The 25745-nt window shown below is 50.6% G+C and carries 19 protein-coding genes and 1 pseudogene; 14 read left to right on the forward strand and 6 right to left on the reverse strand.

The window, feature by feature from the left end; translation table 11 throughout:
• Positions 1-69 precede the first annotated feature (69 nt).
• The 3 genes from JET16_RS19875 to JET16_RS19885 all read right to left on the reverse strand — a co-directional run bounded on the left by JET16_RS19875 (position 70) and on the right by JET16_RS19885 (position 4157).
• Positions 70-1515: a carbon starvation CstA family protein gene (locus JET16_RS19875; protein ID WP_199619424.1), complete on the reverse strand. Its 1446-nt coding sequence runs from the start codon at positions 1513-1515 to the stop codon at positions 70-72.
• Positions 1516-1663: 148 nt separating this feature from the next.
• The gene (locus tag JET16_RS30900) at positions 1664-2407 is read right to left on the reverse strand and encodes a LytR/AlgR family response regulator transcription factor (RefSeq protein WP_199619426.1); all 744 of its coding nucleotides are present in this window, start codon (positions 2405-2407) and stop codon (positions 1664-1666) included.
• Complete coding sequence (locus JET16_RS19885; RefSeq protein ID WP_325176729.1) at positions 2397-4157, reverse strand: sensor histidine kinase; 1761 nt, start codon at positions 4155-4157, stop codon at positions 2397-2399. The genes JET16_RS30900 and JET16_RS19885 overlap by 11 nt, the downstream gene beginning before the upstream one ends.
• A 631-nt stretch (positions 4158-4788) precedes the next feature.
• Here JET16_RS19885 and JET16_RS30645 point away from each other — a divergent pair.
• The 9 genes from JET16_RS30645 (at position 4789) to JET16_RS19920 (ending at position 17926) form a co-directional block, all read left to right on the forward strand.
• Positions 4789-4923 (forward strand): hypothetical protein, encoded by a 135-nt coding sequence (locus tag JET16_RS30645; RefSeq protein WP_267908727.1) that lies wholly within the window; start codon positions 4789-4791, stop codon positions 4921-4923.
• A 518-nt stretch (positions 4924-5441) separates the two neighbouring features.
• A complete protein-coding gene (locus tag JET16_RS30225; protein WP_233531952.1) occupies positions 5442-6560 on the forward strand; it encodes a glycoside hydrolase family 30 protein in 1119 nt (372 codons plus the stop codon).
• Between the two features lie 66 nt (positions 6561-6626).
• Positions 6627-8894 carry a carbohydrate binding domain-containing protein gene (locus JET16_RS30230; protein WP_233531936.1) on the forward strand — a complete coding sequence of 756 codons (2268 nt, stop codon included), beginning with the start codon at positions 6627-6629 and terminating at the stop codon, positions 8892-8894.
• Positions 8895-9076: 182 nt separating this feature from the next.
• Positions 9077-10012 (forward strand): ABC transporter permease, encoded by a 936-nt coding sequence (locus JET16_RS19895; RefSeq protein ID WP_199619427.1) that lies wholly within the window; start codon positions 9077-9079, stop codon positions 10010-10012.
• A 16-nt stretch (positions 10013-10028) separates the two neighbouring features.
• The gene (locus JET16_RS19900; RefSeq protein ID WP_199619429.1) at positions 10029-10901 is read left to right on the forward strand and encodes a carbohydrate ABC transporter permease; all 873 of its coding nucleotides are present in this window, start codon (positions 10029-10031) and stop codon (positions 10899-10901) included.
• Between the two features lie 225 nt (positions 10902-11126).
• Positions 11127-12806 (forward strand): ABC transporter substrate-binding protein, encoded by a 1680-nt coding sequence (locus tag JET16_RS19905; protein ID WP_199619431.1) that lies wholly within the window; start codon positions 11127-11129, stop codon positions 12804-12806.
• 144 nt (positions 12807-12950) lie between these two features.
• Positions 12951-16421 (forward strand): glycoside hydrolase family 2 TIM barrel-domain containing protein, encoded by a 3471-nt coding sequence (locus tag JET16_RS19910; protein ID WP_199619576.1) that lies wholly within the window; start codon positions 12951-12953, stop codon positions 16419-16421.
• 163 nt (positions 16422-16584) lie between these two features.
• Entirely contained in the window at positions 16585-17574 is a 990-nt protein-coding gene (locus tag JET16_RS19915) for a glycoside hydrolase family 43 protein (RefSeq protein WP_199619434.1), read from the forward strand.
• A gap of 37 nt (positions 17575-17611) precedes the next feature.
• Positions 17612-17926: a Dabb family protein gene (locus JET16_RS19920; RefSeq protein ID WP_199619437.1), complete on the forward strand. Its 315-nt coding sequence runs from the start codon at positions 17612-17614 to the stop codon at positions 17924-17926.
• 379 nt (positions 17927-18305) lie between these two features.
• Here the strand turns inward: JET16_RS19920 and JET16_RS30235 are convergent, their stop codons facing one another.
• Positions 18306-18614 carry a helix-turn-helix transcriptional regulator gene (locus tag JET16_RS30235; RefSeq protein WP_233531955.1) on the reverse strand — a complete coding sequence of 103 codons (309 nt, stop codon included), beginning with the start codon at positions 18612-18614 and terminating at the stop codon, positions 18306-18308.
• Between the two features lie 198 nt (positions 18615-18812).
• Between JET16_RS30235 and JET16_RS19930 the strand changes: the two are divergent.
• Positions 18813-19448 (forward strand): annotated as a pseudogene (locus JET16_RS19930) (beta-galactosidase); the annotation flags it as partial.
• Positions 19433-19627, forward strand: coding sequence for a Beta-galactosidase C-terminal domain (locus tag JET16_RS19935; protein ID WP_199619443.1), 195 nt, complete (start codon positions 19433-19435; stop codon positions 19625-19627). The pseudogene JET16_RS19930 and the gene JET16_RS19935, both read left to right, overlap by 16 nt.
• A gap of 298 nt (positions 19628-19925) precedes the next feature.
• Here JET16_RS19935 and dnaN read toward each other — a convergent pair whose 3' ends face one another.
• Positions 19926-21065, reverse strand: a complete 1140-nt coding sequence (dnaN, locus tag JET16_RS19940; RefSeq protein ID WP_199619446.1) for a DNA polymerase III subunit beta — start codon at positions 21063-21065, stop codon at positions 19926-19928.
• Positions 21062-21310, reverse strand: coding sequence for a ribbon-helix-helix domain-containing protein (locus tag JET16_RS19945; RefSeq protein WP_233531937.1), 249 nt, complete (start codon positions 21308-21310; stop codon positions 21062-21064). The genes dnaN and JET16_RS19945 overlap by 4 nt, the downstream gene beginning before the upstream one ends.
• 590 nt (positions 21311-21900) lie before the next feature.
• Between JET16_RS19945 and JET16_RS19950 the strand changes: the two genes are divergently transcribed.
• From JET16_RS19950 to JET16_RS19960, 3 genes are all read left to right on the forward strand, one after another.
• A complete protein-coding gene (locus tag JET16_RS19950; protein ID WP_325176730.1) occupies positions 21901-22326 on the forward strand; it encodes a GNAT family N-acetyltransferase in 426 nt (141 codons plus the stop codon).
• Positions 22316-23506 (forward strand): alanyl-tRNA editing protein, encoded by a 1191-nt coding sequence (locus JET16_RS19955; protein WP_199619448.1) that lies wholly within the window; start codon positions 22316-22318, stop codon positions 23504-23506. Before JET16_RS19950 ends, JET16_RS19955 begins: the two co-directional genes overlap by 11 nt.
• 770 nt (positions 23507-24276) lie before the next feature.
• Positions 24277-25704, forward strand: coding sequence for an ABC transporter substrate-binding protein (locus JET16_RS19960; protein WP_199619450.1), 1428 nt, complete (start codon positions 24277-24279; stop codon positions 25702-25704).
• The last annotated feature ends 41 nt before the right edge of the window (positions 25705-25745 follow it).

Genomic DNA, 25745 nt, shown 5'->3' on the forward strand with positions numbered 1-25745 from the left:
TTCGAATTGTTAAACGTTCCATCCCGGTCTCCTGATAGGCAGGAGCCGGGATGGATTATTCAACGTTCATCATGCTGCATTCGAAGCGCTTTCATCATCGTAATAAGGAATTTTCGAATGGGTGTATTTGTATACGGCGCGGCCGAACGCAGCGCAGATGACGGTTGTGGCAACGGCTCCGGCCAAGTAGGAAATCGCCATGGGCAAACCGAAGCCGATCTTGGCATTCGCAATATACGTAACCGTTACCATGGTCATAAAAGCGGCGGGTATGCTGGCAATCCAATGGGTTTTGCGGTGCATCGCCAAGTACATGGCTCCGACCCACAAAGCGAGCATCGCCGTGCACTGGTTAGCCCAGGAGAAGTATCTCCACAGCAAGGTGAAATCGATTTTCGTCAAGACGAAGGAGACGGCGAACATGGGCAGCGCGATCCACAAGCGGTTGGCCAATTTCTTCTGGCCGATGCGGAAATAATCGGCAAGGATCATTCGCGCGCTGCGGAATGCGGTATCGCCTGAAGTAATCGGCAGCACGATAACGCCTAGAATCGCCAACGTTCCTCCAATGGCTCCGAGCAGCGTAACGGAAACCTCGCTAACCACGGCAGCCGGTCCGCCCGCATTAATCAATTCGTTCAGGCTCGTTCCGTTGAACAAACTCATGGCGGCTGCTGCCCAGATCATGGCGATAACGGCTTCCACGATCATCATGCCATAGAAGACGGAGCGTCCGTTCTTTTCATTCTGAAGCGTTCTGGAAATAATCGGCGACTGGGTGGCGTGAAAGCCGGACAAGGCGCCGCAGGAAATCGTCAGGAACAAGAGCGGGAAGACGGCTGCCCCCTCGGGATGCATGTTCGCCAAAGTCAATTCCGGTATCGGCGCTCCCGTCACAACCATCATGCCGCCGACGCCTAGAGCGCTGACGAGCAGCAGCGCACCGAAGTAAGGATACAATCTGCCGATGATTTTGTCGACGGGAAGCAGCGTGGCCAAAATATAATAGACGAAGATAAAGCCTATGATTAATCCGAGTCCCATCCAGCCGTTCATCAGCTTATGCAAGAGAGCGGCCGGGGAGCTGACGAACACGGTGCCGACGAGCACCAGCAGAAGCAGGGCGAAGGCGTTGACGACATGCTTGAAAGCCCTGCCGAGAAATTTGCCGGCAAGCTCGGGAAGATGAGCGCCCCGGTTGCGGATGGAGATCATGCCCGTCAAGTAGTCATGGACAGCCCCCGCAAAGATCGCTCCGAGCACGATCCATAGGAAGGCTACCGGTCCGTACAAAGCGCCCATAATCGGTCCGAAAATCGGCCCCACGCCGGCGATATTCAGGAGCTGGATCAGCGAATTCCGCTTACTGCCCATCGGCAAGTAATCCACGCCGTCATTCAAGGCGTAAGCCGGGGTCTGACGCTCTTCTTTAACGCCGAACACCTTCTCCACAAATTTGCTGTAGGTGAAGTATCCGACGATCAGCAATGCAATCGATACAAGAAATGTGGCCATCCTATGGTTCCTCCTTAGAGTTCAGTTAATGACTCCATTATAAGAGGAACCGGCAGCGCAAAGTTGAAAACGCTACCAACATGTTAGATATCAAGGATATGGTGTTGAAACGAGGGTGTAACATGCAGCTTGATGACAGCCCTTACAATTATAGCTCCAATTGCTCCCGCAGCGCCTTGATATAGTTCCGGCTGACCGGAATATCTTCATCAGCTCCGTGCACCTTCAATTGATAAGCACCGTTAAACCAAGGAATAAGCTGTTTTATGGCACGAAGATTCACCAAGTAGCTCTTATGCGTTCGGAAAAAATGATGCGGCGACAGCTTCTGCTCCAAATCCTTTAAGCTGCTCTTGGAAATGTACCGGCGTTCTTTCGTGACGACCGCCGTTTCTCCCTCGACGGCCGAGGCATAGAGGATATCGTCGGGTGAGAGATAAATAATATTTTCCTGATGCTCGACGGCGAGCCGGGCAAGCTTCTCGGAAGACGCCGGCTTTCGCAACGCCGGCACGTCCGTACCCATGGATTTGTAGACGCGGCTCATCGTATCGGCAAGTTCATCGTCAGAGAAGGGCTTTAATAAATAATCGAGAGCCTGAAGCCGGAACGCTTTAATGGCGTAATCCGGGTAAGCGGTGGCAAAAATGACGAGCGGCACCCGCTTCAGCTTATGAACGGCCTCGACCAGCTCCGTTCCGGACATGCGCGGCATCTCCATATCGACGAAGATCACGTCCGGATCTTTAAACAAGATCTTCTCCAGCCCCTCTTCGGCGGAGCCGGCTTCCGCAACCACCTCCACCTCTTCGTAGGAACCGAGCAAATGCTTCAATTCCTCGCGGCTGTAGGGTTCGTCATCAACGATTACGGTTCTGATTTTAAACGTCACTCGAGATCGCTGCTCCTTTCCATGGGATCACGAACGATACGGCGGTTCCCCTGCCCGGCTCGCTCTCGATGCGAAGTCCGGCCTTCGGCCCCAGCGTCATAATAAGCCTTCGATTCACGTTATATAGGCCGATGCCGGTCCCGTCCTCCGACGGAGAATGACGCCCTCCCGATAACAACGAGCGGTGCCGCTCGGGTTGTATCCCGATCCCGTTGTCCTTCACGCAAACGAAGACGCCTTCATCGCCGCGGCTTTCTACCGAGATCGACAGCTCTCCCCCGGAATTCAGGGAGCGCAATCCGTGCTTCATTCCGTTCTCCACAATCGGCTGAAGGGTTAAAGAAGGAATCGACGCATGCAAGCATTTTTCATCAATATGGTAATTCACCTTCAACGTGTCGTTAAAGCGTGCCTCTTCAATGGACAAATACGCTTTCACATGCTGCATCTCTTCCCGAAGCGTGCTCTCCTCATGCAGCGTCCCGGCTAAATTTTGGCGGAAATATCGGGACAATGAAATCAGCAAAAGGCGCGCTTTATCGGGCTTCGTGCGGATCATCGAGACAACCGTATTTAATGCGTTGAACAGGAAATGCGGCTGGATTTGGGTTTGGAGAGCTTTGATTTCCGCCTCGCGGGCGAGGTGCCGGTAATGCTGCAGCTCCGCAATCTCCAATTGCTGTCCGAACAAGGTCGTTAAGCCTTTGATCAGCTCAAGGTCCATATGAGAAATCTCTTTGACCGAGGAGAAGTAAAACTTTAAGGTTCCGACCGTTTCTCCTTTCCGCTTGAGGGGAGAAATGATGGCGGCCTGCAGAGGACAGCCGGGAGTGCTGCACCCGATTCGGGAGACCACTTGCAGCTCTCCGGTGTTCAACACCTGCTTCGTGGCGTCCGTCCGGATTTCCGCCATGGGCCGGTGATGGTCCGACGCGATGCCCACATGGGACAAGATGTGTTCCCGGTCGGTCATCGCCACCGCTTTGGCGTTGGCTTCGCGGATGAGGATCGCGCATGTCGCATGCGCCGATTCGACGGTCAGCCCTTTGGACAAGTGCTCCACGGTGACGCCGGCGATGCGGAGCGCCTTCTGCGCTTGCGCGGCGCCGCTTTTCTCCTCTTCGCTGATCACGTTGCGGATGATGAGCACGAAGAGTGCGCACCCCACGCCGTTCGCCAATACCATCGGCATGCCGATCTGCACGACGAGCTCGAACGCCCGGTCGAATGGCCTTGCCGTCAGAAGAATGATGCCCATCTGGATCGTTTCGTTGGCGATGCCTACCCCGAATGCTCCCGCCACCGAAACGAGCCTGCCCTCCTGCTTGCGGTGTACCAAGCCGGACAGGAAGCCGGCGACAACGGCGGCAAGCCCGCATGCCAGCGCCGTGAAACCGCCGAGCATAAACCGGTGCATACCGGCGACAAGGCCGGCCCCCAAGCCGGAGCCGACGCCGCCAAGCAGCCCCGCGGCTGCGATGCCGATCACCCTGAAGTTGGCGATTGCTTCCCCTTCCGCAAGGGGACGTTCCCACACGGCAGAGCTGAGCGCTCCGGCCTCGACCACATAGCCCATATAAGTGCCGATGATGCCGAACAATCCGAAGAAGCCGATCACCCGCAACCGTTCGCCCGCCGTCAATCGCCGCCGCTCAAGCAGCTTCCGGGCGAAACCGAAGCGGGTGACGACGAACGCGACGGTGACGATGACCCCCAACCGTTCCAACATTAAAGCAAACAACGCCCACAATGAGTTCGTCCCTCCCATATGGAGCAATAATAACAAGTTTATTTTTGACACACATCATACCATATTGTTTTCGATGTTGACGCAAAACACAAAATTAGGTTCCCAATACTAACACTCTTGCGGGCATTATCCCTGTCGTTCAGTAAATGCCAAGGGTCGCGGCCGAAACACAAGAAGTGTGAAAAAAGAGTTGGGCACTTTTGTAAAATGTGTGTGGTGAGGGAAGCAGTGTGCGCAAGTGGAGACGAAACGTGAAGTCGGAGAGAGCATCGGAACGAAGGATCAGGCGGTCTGAGACAAGGGGAGAGTGCGTGTACGGAAATTCTCTAATCGTTCCTCAGAGCCGGACCAGGACGAACCTCTTGAATCCGGCGTCACAAGACGGCCCAACAAGCCCGGTATTCGTTGAAGGCATACCGAAGGCCAAGTCGCGCCCATGCCAGTCCGTCAGCTACTTGCCGCATTTCTTTTCCTGGATCGTCGTTGCGTACATTCTTCAATCGCTGCTGACACTCGACGGCACCCTCCCCTATTATCTAAATTTTCAGAATTTTAATACAATTATGTTGTATTCTTTAAAGCGCTTTCATATAATGATATTACCAGGTGTACAATTAAGGGGGCATTGCTTATGAAAGATGCCAATAATATTACGATCGGTCTTATCTGGGGTACGTTATTAAGCATCCCTTTGTGGATGTCGTTGATCGGGTGGATCCAGTTGATCGTTATCCTTTTCTTGAAATTAAATGTTGAATGGCTGTGATGCCTTGATGTTTCTGAAGCAAGAGGAATTTCCTCCATTATGCACGTACTACTCATTTTGATGTATATATATGAAATTAGCCTGGGCAATCGCCCAGGCTTTTTTAGCTACAAAATCTTCATGAAACCATATTATCCCGTTATTTGAAGTGAAAGAGGAAGGATACACCGTATATTTTCCGGTTACACAAACATTACCCGTCAAACAAGCGGCGTATGAACGTTACTTAAGCAGATGACTTCCGAATCGCCGGGAGTCTTTTTTTTTGCAACTAAAAGTTGTCGCTGTTATTTTACTTTTGGGAGCATAAGCTTGCCTAGGTGGCAATGGCTTGAAATAACCTCTTTAAAATTTACAAATAATTTCTAGTTTTTCTATGGAACTTGAAACGCTATAAATAATACAATGTGCTCGTACTAGAAAAATCTGTATCGTGGCAAGGAGGGGACATCGAAACTTAGAAAAAAGCAATGCAAAATGTAAGCGATTACATAAAAATGGAGGATGTGATGACACAAATGATTAAAAAAGGTTTTCTACTCATTATATGTTTAATCTTATGTACCGGTTCGTTCTTCGTCTCATTAGGAAATACTGCCGTGCATGCAGATACACCAACAAGTACATCTACAAGTATCCCTACAAGTGTTATAGATTGGAATGCGGTACGTCAAACAGTAGACGGTTTCGGAGGCTCCGGCGCTTTCGGCAGACCTGATTTCATTATGCAGTTGGAAGAGCCAATCAGAACCCAAATCTTGGACATGGTTTTTTCCAAAGACAAAGGAATCGGCATTTCCATCATACGCAACTTGGTCGGTGACGGCGTGGCGGCCCCCACAATCGAGCCCCAACCGGGCGTCTTTGTTTGGGATGACCCCGACTGGGAAACGAAGAGGGCGGATTTCGACAAAGGCCAAATATGGTTTATGAACGAGGCGAAAAAACGGGGCGTTACGACATTCATGAGTACCGTTTGGAGCCCCCCGGCCTGGATGAAAACGAATAATAGCGTGAACGGAATTAGCGACGGAGTGCAGGGAAAACTGAAGCCTGAACACTACCAGGACTTTGCCGATTACTTGGCGGAATATGTTTTAGGTTATAAAAAGTATTTTGATATAGATATTAAATATATTTCGGTTGCAAACGAGCCGAACTGGCCCGCCTCTTATTCGGGTTGCATTTGGACACCGGAGGAATTAAACGTTTTCATCCGCGACTATCTGGGTCCCACTTTCAAAGCAAAGAACGTCCCCGCAAAAATTATGATGCCGGAGACCTTGGACTTTAGCGAAGCATACGCTATTCCTGCATTGAATGACCCGGTGACGGTTGATTATATCGGGGTTGTTGCCGCTCATGCGTACGGATCGGCCGGAATTTCCCCCTTCCCGGTTTCAACTGAAAAGAAGAAACCGATATGGATGACGGAATTCGGGACAGGCAACGTTGTTATTTCATATGATGGCGGCACGATGAAGGACGGTTTGACTCAAGCCAACATGATTTCAGACATGTTCAATACGACGGGCATAAGCGCATTCTTTTGGTGGTGGCTTGCGGCGCGCAACGAGTCCGACGGATCCGATCTCATTCGTCTGGTGCACGACGATTCCGGTCAAGTCAACGGATAGTACCGGGTATTCAAAAGGTTCTACACAATTGGAAATTTCAGCCGATTCGTAAGGCCGGGGTATGTTATGATCGGTGCGGATCATAACCCTGCACAAGACGTTAAGATTGACGCATTCAAAGATCCGGCTACAGGGAATTTTGCGATTGTGGCCATAAACCGAAGCGAGAATGACCAGAAGGTCACATTCCAGCTGAACCAGTTCCCGAACGGGATTAATGAGCTCGTCCCTTATAGGACTTCTGGAAACGAAAATTTAAAGAAACTTGAAGCTGTCGAGGTTGTCGGGAATGCCGTTACGGTCGAACTGAAAGGTTCCAGTGTTACAACTTATGTTCCGAAGTCCTCCGAGTTACCCGACCTGGATATCCCGAAAGATGTGTTCTCGACTTATGAAGCGGAAGAAAATGACGGCCAGTCGGCTGATTTTGCCGTTTCCCGAAACGATGAGGGCAAATCTTTCATAACTAATGTACAGAATGGCGATTATGTTAAATATGGTAACGTGAACTTTGCCGATGGAACGGCGAATGGTCTCACAGTGAACGGTGTCCTGGTGAAGAAGGGCGTTTTAGCCATGAATGCACACGTAGCATCCCTCGCCGGCGGAACGATTGAGGTAAGACTTGACGATCCGGTAAACGGTAAGGCTGTGGGAACAATGACAGTGCCGCCGCTGAATGATCCCGATAACTGGATAACCGTTTCAACAATGATTGATACGAACCCGGCAGATGGCGCGAACGGTATTCATGATATGTATCTTGTTTTCAAAGGCGGCGCCAATGGTCAACCGTTATTCAATGCAGACGGTTTCAGCTTCGGCGATAGTCTCTATGTGGACAGGTCCCGTTTGAAAACCGAGTATGACTTCGAAGACGGCACGAAACAAGGATGGTTCGGACGATCCTCAGCCAATGTCCTGACGGTTACGCAAGAACAGGCGCAATCGGGGCTGTACAGTTTGAAAACAACAAATCGAACCAGCGCGTGGCATGGTCCGATCGTAGATGTAACGGAAAAGATTGTAAAGGGGACCACCTATGAAATTTCAGGATATGTCCGTCTTACGGATATTCCCGCTACCCCCAGCTCAATCAAGATGACTCTTGAGATCGTAGCTAACGGCACGACAACGTTTAAGAACATTGCCGTCCAATCGGTTTCCGATACAAATTGGTATCAATTGAAGGCGATATATAATTTAACATCAGATGTTTCGGCTTTGAAATTATACGTGGAAAGCTCAAATAGAACTGAATCGTATTATATCGACAATATCGTGATTAACCCTTTAAGCAACAATGCGAAATTAAGCGGCTTAGAATTAAGTGCGGGTACGCTGTCTCCGAATTTCTCTGCAAGTATTACCGGCTATAACGCAACGGTAAGCGTGGAAAGCATTACGGTAACACCGGTAACTGCGGAAAGCCATGCAACGGTTACTGTCAACGGAGCAGCGGTGTCAAGCGGTCAAGCTTCGCAGCCTGTTCAATTAGTCGAGGGAGAAAACATCATTACTGTATTAGTCACCGCCCAAGACGGTACAACCAAAACGTACACTTTACATGTGACCAGGGATATCAATCCGCCGGTCACCACAGCGGCATTAATGCCTGCCCAGCCTGATGGACTGAATGGATGGTACGTCCAACCGGTTACGGTGACTCTAAACGCAACGGATGATTTATCCGCCGTAACATCGACGGTATACAGTCTGGACGGCGGGACGACATGGCAAGCGTATGCGGGTCCGGTAACGTTAAATCAAGATAGCAATTATACCTTCAGCTATCGCTCGACGGATCACGCCGGGAATGAGGAGATTGCGAAATCCATTGGCTTTAATTTGGATACGACCGCACCGACAGTTACTGTTTCCGGTTTAATGGACGATACTTATAGCACTTCTATGGATATTACCCCCAACATTACTCTCAACGATAGCTTGTCCGGAGTTGATAGCGGCAAAACTACGGTAACGTTGAACGGGGACGCAATACTGCAAGGGGAAAAAATTCCTCTCTATACTTTGCCGCTTGGCTCACATCGGTTTGTCGTTACGGCAACGGATATGGCAGGAAATACAGTAATTAAAACAGTTGCGTTTAACACTGCCACAAATATCAAATCGTTGCAGGAATTGGTTACACGCTTTGCGAATGCCGGATGGATTGATAATGCAGGAATCGCCAATAGCTTGCAAGTAAAATTGGAAGCGAACAATCTGTCTGATTTTATTAGCGAGATACAGGCGCAAAGCGGAAAGCTTATATCAAACCAAGCAGCAAACTACTTGATTCGTGATGCTCAGTATTTGATAACTCAACAATAGAAAACTAATGATTAATCTAGAAAACCTTTTAAAAAGGATGAGCAGGAGACAGAGGAGAGCCGAAATGCTCTCCTTCTTGTACATTGATGGCCGCACGCGGCTTCCGATACATTGATGGAGCGGCGGAACGGCAAGAATTGAGTCGCGACAAGGGCAAATTTTCGTAAGGAAGTGATGACGGCATGGCAGCTCATGCGCAAGACAAAGCTGTAGATACAAGCCCGCTTTGGAAACACGTCAGAAAGGAATGGAAGCTGTATTCGTTCCTGGTCATTCCCGTAATCTACTTCATCATCTTCAAATACGCGCCGATGCTCGGGAACATCATCGCTTTCCGGAAATATAGAGGCGGACCGAATATATTCGGATCGGAATGGGTCGGATTTACGTACTTCGAGATGTTTATGAAGGATCCGACCTTCTGGAGAGCCTTCTTCAACGATCTAACCTTGAGCGTGAGCTATCTCATCGTCAAATTTCCTCTCACATTGTTGTTCGCGCTGTTGTTGAACGAGCTGCGGAGGATCAAATGGAAGAAGTTCGTGCAAACCGTGTCGTACCTCCCCCATTTCATCTCGATGGTCATCGTGGCGGGCATGGTTAAGGAGATGGTTTCCTTGACGGGGCCGATCAACTCCGCTTTGGCATGGCTAGGGTACGAGAAGATATCATTCATCTCCTTGCCGGAATGGTTTCCCACGATCTACGTCACCTCCGGCATCTGGCAGAGCCTCGGTTGGGGAACGATCCTGTATTTGGCTGCGATGACCGCCATCAATACCGAGCTCTACGAAGCGGCGAAGATGGATGGAGCGAACCGGTTCCGCTTGGCCTGGCATGTCACGATACCCGGCATATTGCCAACGGTCATGGTGCTCTTGATCTTGGATATCGGCGGCATCTTGGGCTCGAATTTCGAGAAAATCTTGCTCTTGTACAATCCTTTAACGTACGAGACGGCGGACGTCATCTCCACCTACGTCTACCGAATGGGGATCACCGGCGGCAACTTCAGTTACGCGACGGCGGTCGGGTTGTTCGAAGGCGTCATCGGCCTCATCTTGGTGACGATCGCGAACGAAATCTCGAAAAAGACGACCAAATCAAGCCTGTGGTAGAAAGGAGAACTTACCCGTGAGGCGAACCTCGGCATTCAGCTTCTTTGATATTGTAAACGGCGTCATTATGATCCTGGTGATCTTCTTCACGTTATACCCGTTCGTTTATTTGGTCGCGCAGTCCTTTAGCTCGGAAGCCGCCATCTATGCGGGCAAGGTTACGGTCTGGCCGATCGAGTTTACGACCAAAACTTATGAGGTCATTCTGAGCAAACCGGACTTCTTCCGCTATTACTGGAACACGATTGTATACTCCGTGCTCGGTACGCTCATAGCGGTGACGGCGACGGCCGTGATGTCCTATCCGCTCTCCAAGGAGCGGCTTCGCCTCAATAAATTTTTCATCCCGTTTGTGCTCTTTACGATGTATTTCGGCGGAGGCCTCATTCCGAACTATATTCTGGTCGCGAAGACGCTCGGCATGCGGGATACGATCTGGGCCATCGTCATTCCGGGGGCCATCAGCGCCTTCAACGTTATTCTTATGAAGACGTTCTTCGCCGGCTTACCGAACGAGTTGGAGGAATCGGCCCGCGTCGACGGTCTGGACGTGTTCGGAATTTTCATGAGAATTACGCTTCCTCTATCGAAGCCGATCCTTGCGACAATTACGTTGTTCGTCATCGTCGGCATGTGGAACAACTGGTTCGGGCCTTCGCTCTACTTGCAGACGAAGGAGAAGTGGCCGGTCGCCTTGTATTTGAAGCAAATAATCGACAATGCGGTCAGTCCGACCGAAATCGGAGCCGCGTCCGATCAGACCAGCCAAATCGCGGCAACCGTCAAATCGACCGCCATGGTGCTCACCTCGCTTCCTATTATTTGCGCGTATCCTTTCGTGCAGAGGTATTTCGTGCAAGGGATGTTGATTGGGGCCGTCAAGGGGTAATCGAGTTTTTCAACGATATAGCATTTATAAGTTTCCTGCCACAACATGAAACGAGTAAATTCTATACCAAGAAAAACTTCCTCTAAATCGCGGTCGCTCATCCTTGAATGTACTTCGATAGAAGTTCTTCTTATATATAACCGGTAAGGCTGTAGACGAATTGTACGTTTCGTTACCGCCGGTTCCGTTATATAAATACGCATGAAATAAAAGGGAGGCACAGGTATGAAAAGATTCAGTAAAGCGGCTGTATTGGTAATGCTGGCGTTGATGGTCGCGTTTATGGCGGCCTGCAACGAACCGGCCGAGAAAGAAGGCGCTTCCAACAGCGACACTCCGTCCGCCGATACAGGAGCGAAAGACGGTGCGGCGGCGGAGGCGGCGGATTACACCTTCGGGGAAGGTCAGACGTTCCGTTCCAACGAACCGGTATCCTATTCCATGATGTACAGCGACCATGAGAATTACCCATATAAAAAGGACTGGAGACTCTGGAGCGCCATTCAAGAGAAGACGAACGTGACGTTCGATCTGTCCATCACGGCGAGAACGGAATACGAGAACCAAAAGTCTTTGCTGGTGAACAGCGGCGATGCGCCTTATATTATTCCGAAAACGTACGATGAATCCGCTTACGTTGCATCCGGTCAAGTCGTGGCCGTCAGCGATTGGGTGCAGTACATGCCGAACTACATGAAGGCCGTAAAAGATTGGGGAATGGAAGAGGACCTGAAGGCCAAGCTGAAGGAAGACGGGAAATATTACGTCCTTCCAGGCATGTGGGAGGTCGCCGGCGGGGGTTATTCCTATATCATCCGCAAAGACGTGTTCGATGCGGCCGGCATCGATGTCCTCGGCCAAGAGGCGAACTGGACGTATGAAGACTTCTACGATGCGATGAAGAAGGTCAAAGAGCATACCGGCGCGCAATACGTGATCTCCGACCAGTTCAAAGGCGATTCCACGCTCAACATCGCCGCCGTACAATACGGCGTCACCGGAGGATGGGGCGTGTCCAACGGTCTCGTCTTCGACCACGAGAAGCAGCAGTTTGTGTTCGCCGACGCATCGAACGAATTCAAAAATTACCTTATGTATTTCAATAAGTTAGTGAAAGACGGCATTATGGATCCGGAATCGTTCACCCAAGAAGACGATACCGCTCGCGCCAAGTTCTTCAAAGGCGACAGCTACGTGATTAACGGGAACTACCAGCAGCTGTCGGATTTCAAGTCCAAGATGCAAGATCCGAAAGCCGAATTGTACATGATCGTTCAACCGGGCGGACCGAAAGGCAAGCTTCAGATCGAGACGTCCCGTCTGGAGAACGGAATTATGATCAGTCAGAACGCGCTTGATGATTTGGGCGAAGAAGGATTTATCAAGATGCTTCGTTTCATTGACTGGCTCTGGTATTCCAATGAAGGTCAAACGCTCAGCTTATGGGGCGTAGAAGGCGAAACCTATACCAAGGATGCGGACGGAAAAATCGTACTCAATCCGGAGATCTACTTCAACGGGATGAACGAGGGAGCAACAAAGCAGCTGAACGTCGATTTCGGCTTCGCCGGCGGGGTGTTCGCATACGGAGGCTCGAAAGAGTTGAAGATGTCCAAGATGACCGAAGGAGAGCAGGACTACTTTAACCGCACTGTGACGACCCGGGAACCGCGCAAGCTGGCGCCGCCGATTATGGCCACGCCGGAGGAAAGCGAACAGATGAACTTGATCTCGACGCCGCTTATGGATTACGTAAAGACGATGACCTTAAAGTTCATTACCGGTCAAGAAAGCTTCGATAACTGGAACAATTATACGGCCCAGGCGGAGGCCAACGGAAGTACGCGGTTTACCGACATGGCGAATGAAATCTTCCAGAAGACGAAGAGTCTGCTAGGTTACTAATTTCTTGAACAATGGGCTAGGTACGCGGTCTTCCGAGGGATGATGCGCTTAGCCCTTTTCACAATGGGATTGAAAATACTAGGATACAAGTGTAATTTTGAGATATTCATATCCCGATAAAAGAAGAAAGCGAGCTCGTCGATGATGAATACGAAACAGCTTTTTAACGATGGATGGGAGTTTGCGAAGAGCGGCTTGGACGCTGCGGACTGCGAGGGACTGCGTTTCGAACCGGTCGACCTCCCCCATGATTGGCTGATTTATAATACGTTGGCGCTATATGAGAACAGCATTGGCTGGTATCGCAGGAAGTTTGTCCGGACGAGGGAACAACTCCAAAGCGGACAGCAGCTTCTGTTGTATTTCGACGGCGTGTATATGGATTGTTCCGTATACGTAAACGGGCAGCTAGTCGGCGAATGGAAATACGGCTACTCCTCCTTCGAACACGAGATTACGGACGCGGTCGTCGAAGGGGAAAATGAAATCGTCGTAAAAGTCGTGCACCGGAGCCCGAACAGCCGATGGTATTCGGGAGCCGGCATCTATCGGAACGTCTGGTTGAAGACAAGGGACAAGAATCACATCGTAACGGACGGCGTGTACGTCTCGACCAAGGAGCAAGACGGCGTTTGGTTAGTGGAAGTCGATACCGACGTGAACATCGATGAAGACGTGCAAATTGTCCACAGCATCATCCACCGTGGCCAGTCGGTCGCCGCCGCTTCGGAGCGGGTTACCGCAAGACGCGGCACCATCACGAAAAACCGTCAGACTTTAACGATAGACATGCCATTGTTATGGAGCCCGGACGAGCCGAATATGTACCGGCTTGTCACCCGTTTGCAGCGAAAGGTGTCCGAACCGGTAGACGCAGAACCGCGTTACGAGGATCTGGAGACGGTCACGCACAATCTCGGCTTTAGGAGTATCGTGTTTGATCCCGGGCGGGGACTTCTGGTAAACGGGACAAAGATGAAATTAAACGGCGTCTGCGAGCATCACGATTTGGGTGCCTTGGGAGCGGCGTTTAACGTTAACGCGCTGCGAAGAAGATTCGTTATTCTGAAAGAAATGGGCGTCAACGCCATCCGGACGGCTCACAATATGCCTGCGCCGGAGCTTATGGATTTGGCGGACGAGATGGGTTTTTTCATTGTCTCGGAAGCGTTCGACATGTGGGAACGATCCAAGACGCCGTACGATTACGCTAGATTTTTCAAAGATTGGGCTTATCGCGACGTGAAAAGCTGGGTGCTGCGGGACCGAAATCATCCGAGCCTGTTGATGTGGAGCATCGGGAATGAGATTTACGACACGCATGCGGACGAGAGAGGACAAGAAGTCACAAGAATGCTCATGGAATATGTGCAGGAGTTCGATCCGAAGCGCAATGCGGAAGTGACGATCGGTTCCAACTACATGCCTTGGGAGAATGCGCAGAAATGCGCCGATATCGTGAAGCTTGCCGGCTATAATTATGCGGAGAAGTATTATCACAAGCATCATGAAGAGCATCCGGAATGGATCATCTACGGCAGCGAGACCGCTTCTGTCGTCCAGAGCAGAGGCATCTATCATTTCCCGTTCGAGAAGTCGATTCTTGCCGACGACGACGAGCAATGCTCCGCCCTCGGAAACAGTCCGACGAGCTGGGGGGCGAAGTCGGCGGAAGCATGTATTTTGGCGGAAAGGGATGCGCCGTTTTCCCTGGGGCAATTCATTTGGACCGGATTCGACTATATCGGGGAACCGACACCGTACCATACCAAGAACTCATATTTCGGCCAAATCGATACCGCTACTTTTAAAAAGGATTCCTACTACATCTACCAAGCCGCTTGGACCGATTATCGAACGAATCCGATGGTGCATGTGTTCCCGTACTGGGATTTCAATGACGGGCAAATGATCGATGTTCGCGTATGCTCGAACGCGCCCAAGATCGAGCTGCAGTTCAACGGGACGACGATCGGAACCCATGATATCGACCGCGAGCATGGGACGCAGCTTGTCGGTTGGTGGAAGATTCCTTATACGGAAGGGGAAATCAAGGCGGTAGCGTATGACGAATCGGGCAACGTCATTGCGACCGATGTTCGGAGATCGTTCGGCGATGCGAAAAAGATTCGTCTCCATGCGGATAGAAAGGTGATGACGGCAGACGGTACGGACTTGATCTTCGTCGAGATCGGTATGGAGGACGGCGACGGCAACCCGGTAGAAAACGCGAACAACCGCGTGCGCGTCGAGGTAACGGGGGAAGGGCGTTTACTCGGACTTGATAACGGAGACAGCACGGATTTCGATCCGTACAAAGGGGTAAGCAGAAGATTGTTCAGCGGCAAGCTCATGGCGATCATCGGCGCGACGCTTACGCCAGGCAAGATTAGAATCGAAGCATCCTCCGAGGGCATGCAAACCGAGATCGCGGAGTTCGAGTCGTATCCCGCGAAAGGCGGAGTACCGGAAGGCATTTCGGCGACCGCGAGAAATCAAGAGCTGCCGTGCGTGACGGGCAAACCGGAAGAAATTCCTCTTCGCAAGATAGAAATCGTCAGCGATGCGGGACAGCACTTCGATGAATCCGTCAAGGAAATTGTCGTTCGAGCCAAGTTATATCCGGAAAATACCACGTACCGGGACGTCGAGTGGCGAGTGGTAACCGATGAAGGCATTGACTCGAATATCGCGAAGGTCGAAGCTAACGGCCTGGAGGCGAAGCTCACCGCCATCGGCGACGGCGTGTTCCGTCTGCGCTGCACGAGCAAGAACGGTACGGACAAGACGAAGCTCATTTCTCAATTGGAATTCAAGGCAACGGGTCTGGGGACAGCCTATAAGGATCCGTACGGATTTATTTCGGCAGGACTTTACGATTACAGCAAAGGCGAGGTCGGGAACGGCAATGAGAGAGGCGTAGCGACAAGCCGGGACGGTGAGACGCACGTAGGCTTCCGCGATATCGACTTCGGTCCGTTCGGCTCCGATACTATTACGATTCCGATCTTCGCCTTATCCAGCGAGCAATATGCGCTGCAAATTTGGGAAGGGATGCCCGAAGAACAGGGCAGCGTCTTAGTCGCTGACGTGATTTATCAGAAGCCCTCCAAGTGGAATGTGTATCAAGAAGAAACGTATCGCCTGTCAAAGCGGCTTCGCGGAATTACGTCGATTTGTTACGTTCTGCGTCAGAAGGTGCACATCAAAGGATTTTCGTTTGCGCGTCAGAACCGGGCATTTGAACAAAACCGGGCGGCCGACTGCGACCATATTTATGGAGATACGTTTACCATTGCGGATCGTCGCGTAGAAGGCATCGGGAATAACGTCTCGCTTGAATTCGCGAATATTGATTTTACAAGCGAAGGCGCGTCGAGGTTGATCATCCGCGGCGGATCGCCGATCGACAAGAACACGATTCATATCCGGTTCGCCGGCAAGGAAGGCGAGAGCAATCAACTCGTGGAATTCACGAAATCCGACGGATACGAAGAGCGGGTGTTTGATTTGGAAAAGGTGACGGGGATGCAAAAAGTGACGTTCATCTTCCTGCCGGGAAGCAGCTTCGACTTCGATTGGTTCCGCTTTGAGAAAGGCAGGTTCACCCGTTGAGCAATTCAGGCAAAAAACGAATGATCGCTATAACCGCCGTCATGGTCGCCACACGCTATTATCGCATTAACGATGCTGTTGAACAGACCTGAACGAAGGTTTGGGCTGTCGTCGACCCTTCGAAGCTGCCTTAATTGTATTTTCTAGCAAAGGAGAGCCAACAATGGAAAAATTTGACGTACCGAAACCTAATCATCCGCTTGTCACCCATATCTTTACTGCAGATCCTTCCGCACATGTATTTGAGGGTAAAATTTACATTTACCCGTCGCACGACCTCGACCATGACAGTCCGAGCAATGACAATGGCGATCAATACGCGATGGAAGATTACCATGTCCTGTCTCTGGACAACTTAGAGTCTCCTGTCGTTGATCACGGCCAGGTTCTTCATCTAAAAGATATTCCCTGGGCCTCCAAACAGCTTTGGGCTCCGGATGCCGCTTATAAGGAAGGCATCTATTTCCTGTACTTTCCGGCGAGGGATCATGACGGGATTTTCCGGATCGGCGTGGCGACAAGCGCGTCGCCGGCCGGCACGTTCATCCCGCAGCCGACATACATCGCAGGCAGCTACAGCATCGACCCGGCCGTGCTCGTTGACGACGACAATCAGGCTTACATATATTTCGGCGGTCTTTGGGGCGGCCAACTGGAAAAATGGCAGACCGGCAATTTCGAGCCGGAAGCGGCGGGGCCGGCGGCGGAAGCGCCTGCGCTTGGCCCAAGGGTTGCGGGATTGAGCGAGGACATGCTTTCGTTTGAAGGTGCTCCGCGGGAAATATCGATTGTCGACGAGAACGGCAGCCCGATTCTCGCCGGCGACGAGGATCGGCGCTTTTTTGAAGGGCCGTGGGTGCACAAGCACAACGGATGGTACTACTTGTCCTATTCGACGGGCACCACGCACAAACTCGTCTACGCCGTCAGCCGAAATCCGATGGGCCCGTTTACCTTCAAGGGGACGATCCTTACTCCGGTGATCGGCTGGACGACCCATCACTCCATCGTCCGGTTCCAAGACAAATGGTACTTGTTCTACCATGACAGTTCCTTGTCGGATGGCGTTAATCACAAGCGCTGCGTGAAGTATACGGAACTGCATTACAACGAAGACGGGACGATTCGGACAATCGATCCTTATGGTAATTAAAGCGTTCATCCGCGTTGGTCGAAGGAGGAATGGATAAATGAATACTGAAGTCATCCGTCATATGGTCATTTTTAATTTAAAACATCCGACGGGGTCGCAAGAAGCGGAAAAATTTCTTCATGACGGAAGATCGATACTAACGTCAATTCCCGTTGTGCAAAACTTTGAGGTGTTCAACCAAGTGAGCAGCAAGAACGATTATGATTACGGATTTTCTATGGAGTTTTCAAGTCAAGCTGATTATGAAGCGTATAATGAGCACCCGCTTCATGTGAAGTTTGTTCAGGAGCGTTGGCTGGTGGAAGTGGAACGATTTCTGGAGATTGATTTCCAAGTGCCCGTTTCACGATGACGGTTGCTTGCGATGTGACGAATCCGCAAGGACGCTTTCCACAGTGATTGAGAAAGGCTGCCGCTTGGCGGCCTTTTTCAATTATAGTTGCTGACAAGAAGCTCCTTCACCGATAAATGTTTGCGGTTCGTTAAAATTTGAACGCCGAAACGATTATATATTGAAGTTTTCATTATATTTTTGACTACCGTCTTGGGACTGGCGTGAATTATCGTGTAGCGTGAAGCGGACGGGAAGGGGGAATTGTTGAACGAAAAAGGACGCAATAATGAAAGCGTTGTCAGCAAAAAGGAAGACAAGAGACGAAGAGGAGGACGAACGATGACTTTTCTCTGGAACAAAAAAATCATTTGGGCGATTTGCTGCGCGATGATCGTCTCTATCTGTACAAATCACGGAACTGCTGGGGCGTCATTCCGGTCATCCGATGAAATATGCTGATAAAATAGCTGGTTTGGCTAAACCCCGTTTCATACGCGATCTGCTTAATGGCGAGCGGAGTAGATACCAGCAAGTTCTTGGCCAGCAAGATGCGGCATTCCGTCAAATAATGCGTCGGTGACTTTCCTACGGCATCTCGAAAAATACGGGTAAAATGGTACGGACTGTAACCGGCTTTGTCGGCAATCGACGTTAAATTCAACTTCCCGGCACAGTTGGCCCGGATATAGTCGGCGACGTCGAACATCTTCTCGCGGGCGCCGCTTCCCGCCAGTCGGCGATGGCGTCCGGTATCATGCAAGAGTGCGGCAAGCGCCTCGTACAGCACCGCTGATATGGCTGGCTCATTCGCACTCTCAAATGCCTCGGACAACCTTCGTAACGTCTCCAGCGCCTGTTCGACGCGACTGCGCTGCTGCGCAAGCGTAAAAAGCCAAACCTCACTTATTCGGATGCCGATCACGCCGCATTCCGCGAATGGCTGCAGCACAAATACGGCTCCCTCGACGCCCTCAATCGGGCATGGGGAACCGTCTTCTGGAGCCAAACGTATACGGCGTGGGAGCAGGTGTATCTTGCGAGGCCGACACCTGCAAACTCTCCGAATCCGCACCAGACACTGGACGAGAAGCGGTTTATCTCGCACAGCGCGATCGAATTCGCCCGCATCCAGGCCGATATTCTGCGGGAGGTCGCAGGGTCGCGGCACTGGATTACGACCAACGGCATGTTCGGCCATCTCGACAACCACCGGCTCACGGAGGAGCTACTGGATTTCTTCTCATATGACTCTTATCCGCAGTTCGCATCGATTCATCCGGACGCGGGGCCCGAACCGCTGCTGGATCGAATGTCGAGTTTGCATTTAAGCGGCGTACGCTCGATTTCCCCGAATTTTTGCGTAATGGAGCAGCAATCCGGACCTGGAGGATGGGCCAACAAGTTCGCGATGGCATCGCCAAGGCCCGGCCAAATGCGGCTGTGGACGTATCAATCGATCGCCCATGGCGCCGACATGCTGCTTTATTTCCGCTGGCGGACGGCATCGTTCGGGCTCCCGCCGAGGTGGAGCTGGCTCTCCGGCGCCATGCGGATACTGGCGAAGCCTTCATTTTCGCGCTCAACTATTCGGGACATACGGTAACATTGCATTTGCAGCGTAAAGCGGTCGATTTGTTGAGCGGCAACTCCTTCGAGGGAGATGTCGAGCTGGAGCCGTACGGCGTGCTGGTGCTCATGGTTACTGCGTGCAAGGAGTGATTTTCAGGGTAGCATACGTACGGGAATCGGCGTAGTCGTTCCTCAAGCCTCGCCTATTGGACGTACCGTCTGACAATACTCAAATTCCTATTGGAGACAAACCAGTCGGTCAAGAGTGCTATGAGAGCAAGGATAATATGGATCCTGAACATCAATTTCCATAACGCTTCGTTGGACAAAACTTCATCTTTTTTGGATAGGAAATATTGGAACTCCGGGTCTACCATACCCTCATCCTACCTTGTGTTGGTAAATTTCGCTATAGCTCGGCTCGTTCAAATAGAACGAGCCCGCTCATCTAGTTGTGGGTACGAACAGGCGTAATAATATAAGTTGCAGAATCGCTGGCATCAAAAGGTTGTAATACAATGGGACCCCATTTTCCGGACAATTTAACTGTTACTTTATCACAATCAATGTGCCGAAGAATGTCTATCATATACATGCCGTTGAAAGAAATCGCCACTTCCTCGCCGTCGGCATCTTCAATCGTCACTTCTTCAACCACATCGCCGATATCATCGGTTTTAGACGTTAGTTCTACAGTGTTATTCGCGCCGGTTTTCATCCTTATAATACTTCCGTTGGCCAATAGGCAAACCCGCTCCAGCGCTTGCAAAAAGCCGCTTGTATCAAGAGTGATTTCTGTCAAATGAGATGTGGGAATAATTTTATTGATGGAAGGGTAAGTGCCTTCGATCAATGCGGAATGAATCAACATATTTTTTGCTGAAAAATGAATTTGGTTTCCGTCAATAGTGACATCGGACATTTCCTCGTCATCGGTAAGAATCTTGGATAACTCCAATATATTTTTGCCTGGAATAACGATGTCTGTATACTTTGAGTTACTGCTATGTACAAAAGCTGCACGAGAAGCGAGACGTATGCCGTCAGTTGCAGTCATTTTCAGGGAATCGCCGTCAAGTTGACATGAAACACCCGTCAACACCGGTCTGTTTTCTGCCGTTGCAACAGCAAATGTTACTTGACGTATGGCCGTTTTCAGCGTTTTATTTTGCAGGCGAAAAGTAATATTGTTGTCGTTCGGTTCCGGTATTACAGGAAACTGTTCGGCATCGAATCCGGCCAGTCGAAACAAACTTTTGCCCGAAGTAATGATAAGCAACAAAGGCTCTTTCAATTCTAGATATACTATGCCCGATGGAAGTTTACGTATGATTTCGTAAAAATAACGTGCGTTTATTACAATAGAGCCTTCTTCTCGAATCGATAAAGTTTCATCGTCCGGGGGAATCATAAATTGGATCGACATGCTCAGATTGCTTGTGGTAACGGTCAGGCCGCCATTTCTCCGGACAAGCAGTTTGACTCCGGAAAGAATGGAGATCGGATGATTTGCGGATACGGCTTTTAGTGCATGCTGAAGTCCGTTGGACAATCGTTCCCGGGATACACTGACCCGCAATGGTTTCACCTGTCTCCCTTGTGGTTTGAAAAATAATATTCTATCATCTCGCGTATAGCTTCCGACCGGGATGCGTTATTTTCTGAACAGTGGTTCTCAATCTTGCCCCATGTCTCGTTCGGTAAGGTTAAAGATATTTTCTTTGTTTCGCCGAATCCTTTTCGCCCGGCGCCTTCCCGTGGCCCCCCTTTTGAAAACACGATGCTTACTTGACCGTCTTTGTTTGAGAACCCAAGCTTTATATTGTTTTTCACAAAAGAGACTCCTATATATTGATTTAGGTAACCTAATTCATTGAATCAATTCTATTCTAACAAAAACAGACTAGTCCCGTCCAACATTTGTATTTGGATCCACCGGCTGCTAGCCGGTATCCGGTCACGACCTGCTATATGGCCATGGCAACTCCCAATACTAAACACTCTTGCGCGCACTATCCCTCCGGTTCAGATACCTCTCACGTACGCCTTGCGTACACTGTCCCTTTTGTTCAGGTATCTGAATCTCGTTCCTTCCGGGCATTATAACTCCCGTACAGCTATCCCTTTCGTTCGCCTTGCGGGCACTGTATCCTACTGGTTCCGAAAGCATGGTCAGGGTCGCGGTCGAAAAGCAGGAAGTGCGAAAATGAATGTGATAGATGAGTTAAGGGGAGAGTGTCCGCAACAGGTACGAAACGTGAAGTCGGGAAGGGCAAAAGGGACGGAGGATAGACAATCTAGCCGCAAAGCTCGGAAGCCGAATCGCTATAGGGCGGTTTAGCGCAATCTTTCCCGGATCTTTGCAACCGATCTCGCAATTGGTTACTTTTATGGTAGGTACATTTTTTGTTGGAGTGGAAGCCGTGGACATTAGAACAATCGAGAAAGAACAGGCTTGGAAGCTGAGGCACGAAGTAATGTGGCCGGAGCGGGATGTGGACTACGTGAAATTGCAGGATGACGACAAGGACGACCGGCTGGTCTCGGTCGTGTCGTTGTTTGTGAATGGCGCGGAGGCGCAATTCCGCAAATTTGCGACCGTACAGGACATGCAAGGTAAAGGAAACGGAAGCCGGCTGCTGTCCCATGTGCTGGAGGTGGCCGAACGGGCGGGCGTAAGGCGGACCTTCTGCAACGCGAGAAGCGACAAAACGGATTTCTACCGTAAATTTGGTTTGCGTGAGACGAAGCAATCCTTCACCAAAGGCGGGAAGGACTATATCGTAATGGAACGGTGGTACGGGAATAACGATACGGGGGACGGAAAGGACGCGAACCATGACCAATAGATTGTATTACGATTCTCCCTACCTGACCGAATGGGAGACGAGGATTACGAAGACGGTCCAAAGAGAGGACGGGTGTTACGTGCTCTTGCAGGAAAGTGCCTTCTTTCCGCATGGCGGGGGACAGCCCTGCGATGCGGGGACGATCAACGGAATTCCCGTACTGGATGTCATTAACGAGGAAGATGAAGTGCTGCATAAGATTGAGCGCCTGCCTGAAGGAACGTCGGCGGCATGCCGGATCGATTGGCAGCGAAGGTTCGACCATATGCAGCAGCACAGCGGCCAGCACTTGCTGTCGGCGTTATGCCTGAAACTGTTCGACGCAATGACGTTAAGCTTTCACTTAGGCACCGATTCCGCGACGATCGACGTGGAGCGGTCTGAGCTGTTCCCGGAGCAGCTGTCCTTGCTTGAGCGGGAAGTGAACCAAGCGATATACAATAACCGTCGAATTACAAGTTATATGGTTTCCGAGCAGGAGGCGTCCCGGTTGCCGCTGGTAAAGCCGCCGAAGGTGACGGGGCAGGTGCGGATTGTCGAAATCGAAGGCGTGGAATACAATGCGTGCGGAGGGACGCATGTTTCGTCAACGGGCGGGATCGGGATGATCAAGCTGCTCAGAGCAGAGAAGCAGAAGGGAAATACCCGAATCACGTTCAAATGCGGAAACCGCGCGTTAGCGGAATTTAACGATTGTTTGGAGATTTTAGGGAAGCTGTCCATGAAGTTCAATACCGGGAAGGAAGAAATTATCGACCGCATTGAGAAGTGGGAACAGGAGCAGAAGCAGATTCAGACGGAACTGACCGCACTCAAGGAGCAGAACGATATGTTTGTCGCTCGTGATCTCCTGGAGAAGCAGGGGGGCAGCGGCTTGGTGGCACATGTGTTCGAGGACAAGCCGCTGAAAGAATTGCAAAGCCTGGCCCTCAAGCTCACGACAATGAGCGACGATCCGGTGCTGCTCGCCGATCGTGCCGAATGTAAGGTTGTTCTTGCGCACAGCGGACGTTTGGATCTTTCCTGCGGCGCATTCTTCAAGGAGGAGCATCTGGGAGTGTTTTACGGCAAAGGCGGAGGCAGTAATGTTATGGCGCAGGCCGGGTTTCGAACGCTCGACGATGCATTGGCTTTCTTTACATTCGCAAGACAAGCATTGGCAACGAGAACAGAAATATGACTACTCTGCAATTTAGACATGCAAAAACCGAAATATCTCTAAAGAGCCGCATTGTTTCGGCTCTTTTTTCGATGTTACAGCGGCAAAAATATCACTTATTGACGGATTATGTGTTCATGTAGCTGAATAAATTACCATTGGCGTACGGATATGCCACTGGAACTAGGACTCTTCGCATGAAAGTATTTCTTGATCCTAGAGGATGTCTTTGTCGATCCCGCCGTGACATCCGTTTCGAACTCCCTTTACGATCACTATCCCCATCGTTCAGATAAACCGATAGTTTGGGATTTGGCTATGACTTCTATTTCGTTTCCCCTTGCAGGTCCTACCCTATGCTCGACAGCAATTTGGCCGCGGCTCCCTCCCCGTACTAACTCTCATGCAAGCAAGAGGATATAAAAGATGAAGTCGGGGAGTGTGCACAAGAGGGTAGAAACCTCAACTCAGGAAAGAGCAAGGACTTTGGAAAGAGCAAGAGCTGAGGATCAGACCGTCTGAGACAAGGGGAGAGCGTACGTACGGGAATCAGCGTAATCGTTCCTTCAGCCTTTGTCGAATGAGTAAGACGGAATTCTGAAACAGAGCGTTGGATCTCGATCAAAGTCGGCCGCAAGGAGGTTTTCTTATGTTTTGCCGGTCCTTCTTAAATTATGTCGTGAAGGGTAAGGCGCCAAACTAGCAGATGTAAAGATAGCATCCGCAATGCCCGGAACTTAAACTTAAAGTGTCAACAACATTTGACACACAAAAATACAGGAGGGTTACAGATGAAAAGGGTTATCTCTTCCGCAACAACGATTTGTTTGCTGTTCGTGCTGGTTTTGAGCGGCTGCAGCAGCAACGGTGCTAACAACTCGACTGAAAACAACAAAGCTGCAACGAATGAGTCGAACGGCACGCAGGACACGGCAGCCAATGACAAGCCTTACAATGGCGTCACTTTAAAAATCGCAACGGTAAATAACCCGGATATGGTGATCATGAAAGAAATGTCCGGCGAATTTACGAAAGAAACCGGCATCAAGCTGGACTTCGTCGTTCTTCCCGAAAACGACCTGCGCGAGAAAGTAACGACCGACGTAGCCATGAACTCGGGGATGTTCGACATCGTCACCATCGGAACCTACGATGCGCCGATCTGGGCTCAAAACAAATGGATCGATCCGTTGACGCCGATGTTTGACAAGCTGCCCGAACAAGAAAAGACGGATTACGATGTAGAAGATATTTTCCCGTCCATCCGGGATGCGCTCTCTTATGAGGATCAATTGTATGCGCTTCCTTTCTACGGCGAAAGCAGCATGCTCTACTACAATAAAGAAATGCTGGAGAAAGCCGGCGTGGAGATGCCGCAGAACCCGACTTGGGATGAAGTGCGCGATATTGCCAAGAAAGTCAAAGAGGCAAATAACGTACCGGGCATCGTTCTCCGTGGACTTCCGGGTTGGGGTGAAGTGATGGCTCCGCTGAACACGGTCATCAACGCCTTCGGCGGCTCATGGTACGACACGGATTGGAACGCGCAGTTGACGAGTCCGGAGACCAAGCAAGCGGTTCAGTTCTACGTAGATGTGTTAAAAGAGTCGGGTCAGCCGGGAGCTACGAGCACAGGCTTCACCGAGGCATTGACGCTTCTTTCGACCGGTAAAGCCGCCATGTGGTACGACGCGACGGTCGCGGCGGGCTTCTTGAACAATCCGGAATCGTCGCAAGTCGTGGGCAAAATCGGTTACGCATTCGCCCCGTCCCAAGCGAAAGAAAATAACGGCTGGCTGTGGGCGTGGTCGCTGGCAATCGAAAGCGCGAGTAAAAACAAAGAAGCGGCTTTCAAATTCATTACGTGGGCGACAAGCAAGAAATATATCGAGCAAGTCGGGGAAAAGAAAGGATGGGTTGTAGCGCCTCCGGGAACGCGCGCATCGACTTATGAGAATCCGAAGTATAAAGAAGCGGCGCCTTTTGCCGATATCGTGCTGCAATCCATGAAAAATGCCGACTATACAAAACCGACGAAAAACCCCGTTCCTTATCAAGGCATTCAATATGTCGCGATTCCGGAATTCCAGCAGCTCGGAACATCGGTAAGCCAAGAAATCGCGGTGGCGATTGCCGGCAAACAGTCTGTGGATGAAGCGTTGAACAAAGCGCAGAAGCTGGCCGAACAAACCGCAGTTTCCGGCGGATACAAAAAATAATCAGGACTAAGGAGGAGGGCTGCCCTCCTCCTATTCATACA

This window comes from Paenibacillus alkalitolerans (genome assembly GCF_016482785.1).
GTDB lineage: Bacteria > Bacillota > Bacilli > Paenibacillales > YIM-B00363 > Paenibacillus_AE > Paenibacillus_AE alkalitolerans.

Coding starts and splice junctions, on each gene's coding strand:
- JET16_RS19955 (WP_199619448.1), top strand. CDS start 22,316: ATGACCAATAGATTGTATTACGATTCTCCCTACCTGACCGAATGGGAG.
- JET16_RS19920 (WP_199619437.1), top strand. CDS start 17,612: ATGAATACTGAAGTCATCCGTCATATGGTCATTTTTAATTTAAAACAT.
- JET16_RS19895 (WP_199619427.1), top strand. CDS start 9,077: ATGGCAGCTCATGCGCAAGACAAAGCTGTAGATACAAGCCCGCTTTGG.
- JET16_RS19875 (WP_199619424.1), bottom strand. CDS start 1,515: ATGGCCACATTTCTTGTATCGATTGCATTGCTGATCGTCGGATACTTC.
- JET16_RS19910 (WP_199619576.1), top strand. CDS start 12,951: ATGAATACGAAACAGCTTTTTAACGATGGATGGGAGTTTGCGAAGAGC.
- JET16_RS19905 (WP_199619431.1), top strand. CDS start 11,127: ATGAAAAGATTCAGTAAAGCGGCTGTATTGGTAATGCTGGCGTTGATG.
- JET16_RS30235 (WP_233531955.1), bottom strand. CDS start 18,614: ATGTTCGACGTCGCCGACTATATCCGGGCCAACTGTGCCGGGAAGTTG.
- JET16_RS19960 (WP_199619450.1), top strand. CDS start 24,277: ATGAAAAGGGTTATCTCTTCCGCAACAACGATTTGTTTGCTGTTCGTG.
- JET16_RS19915 (WP_199619434.1), top strand. CDS start 16,585: ATGGAAAAATTTGACGTACCGAAACCTAATCATCCGCTTGTCACCCAT.
- JET16_RS30230 (WP_233531936.1), top strand. CDS start 6,627: ATGATCGGTGCGGATCATAACCCTGCACAAGACGTTAAGATTGACGCA.
- JET16_RS30645 (WP_267908727.1), top strand. CDS start 4,789: ATGAAAGATGCCAATAATATTACGATCGGTCTTATCTGGGGTACGTTA.
- JET16_RS30225 (WP_233531952.1), top strand. CDS start 5,442: ATGATTAAAAAAGGTTTTCTACTCATTATATGTTTAATCTTATGTACC.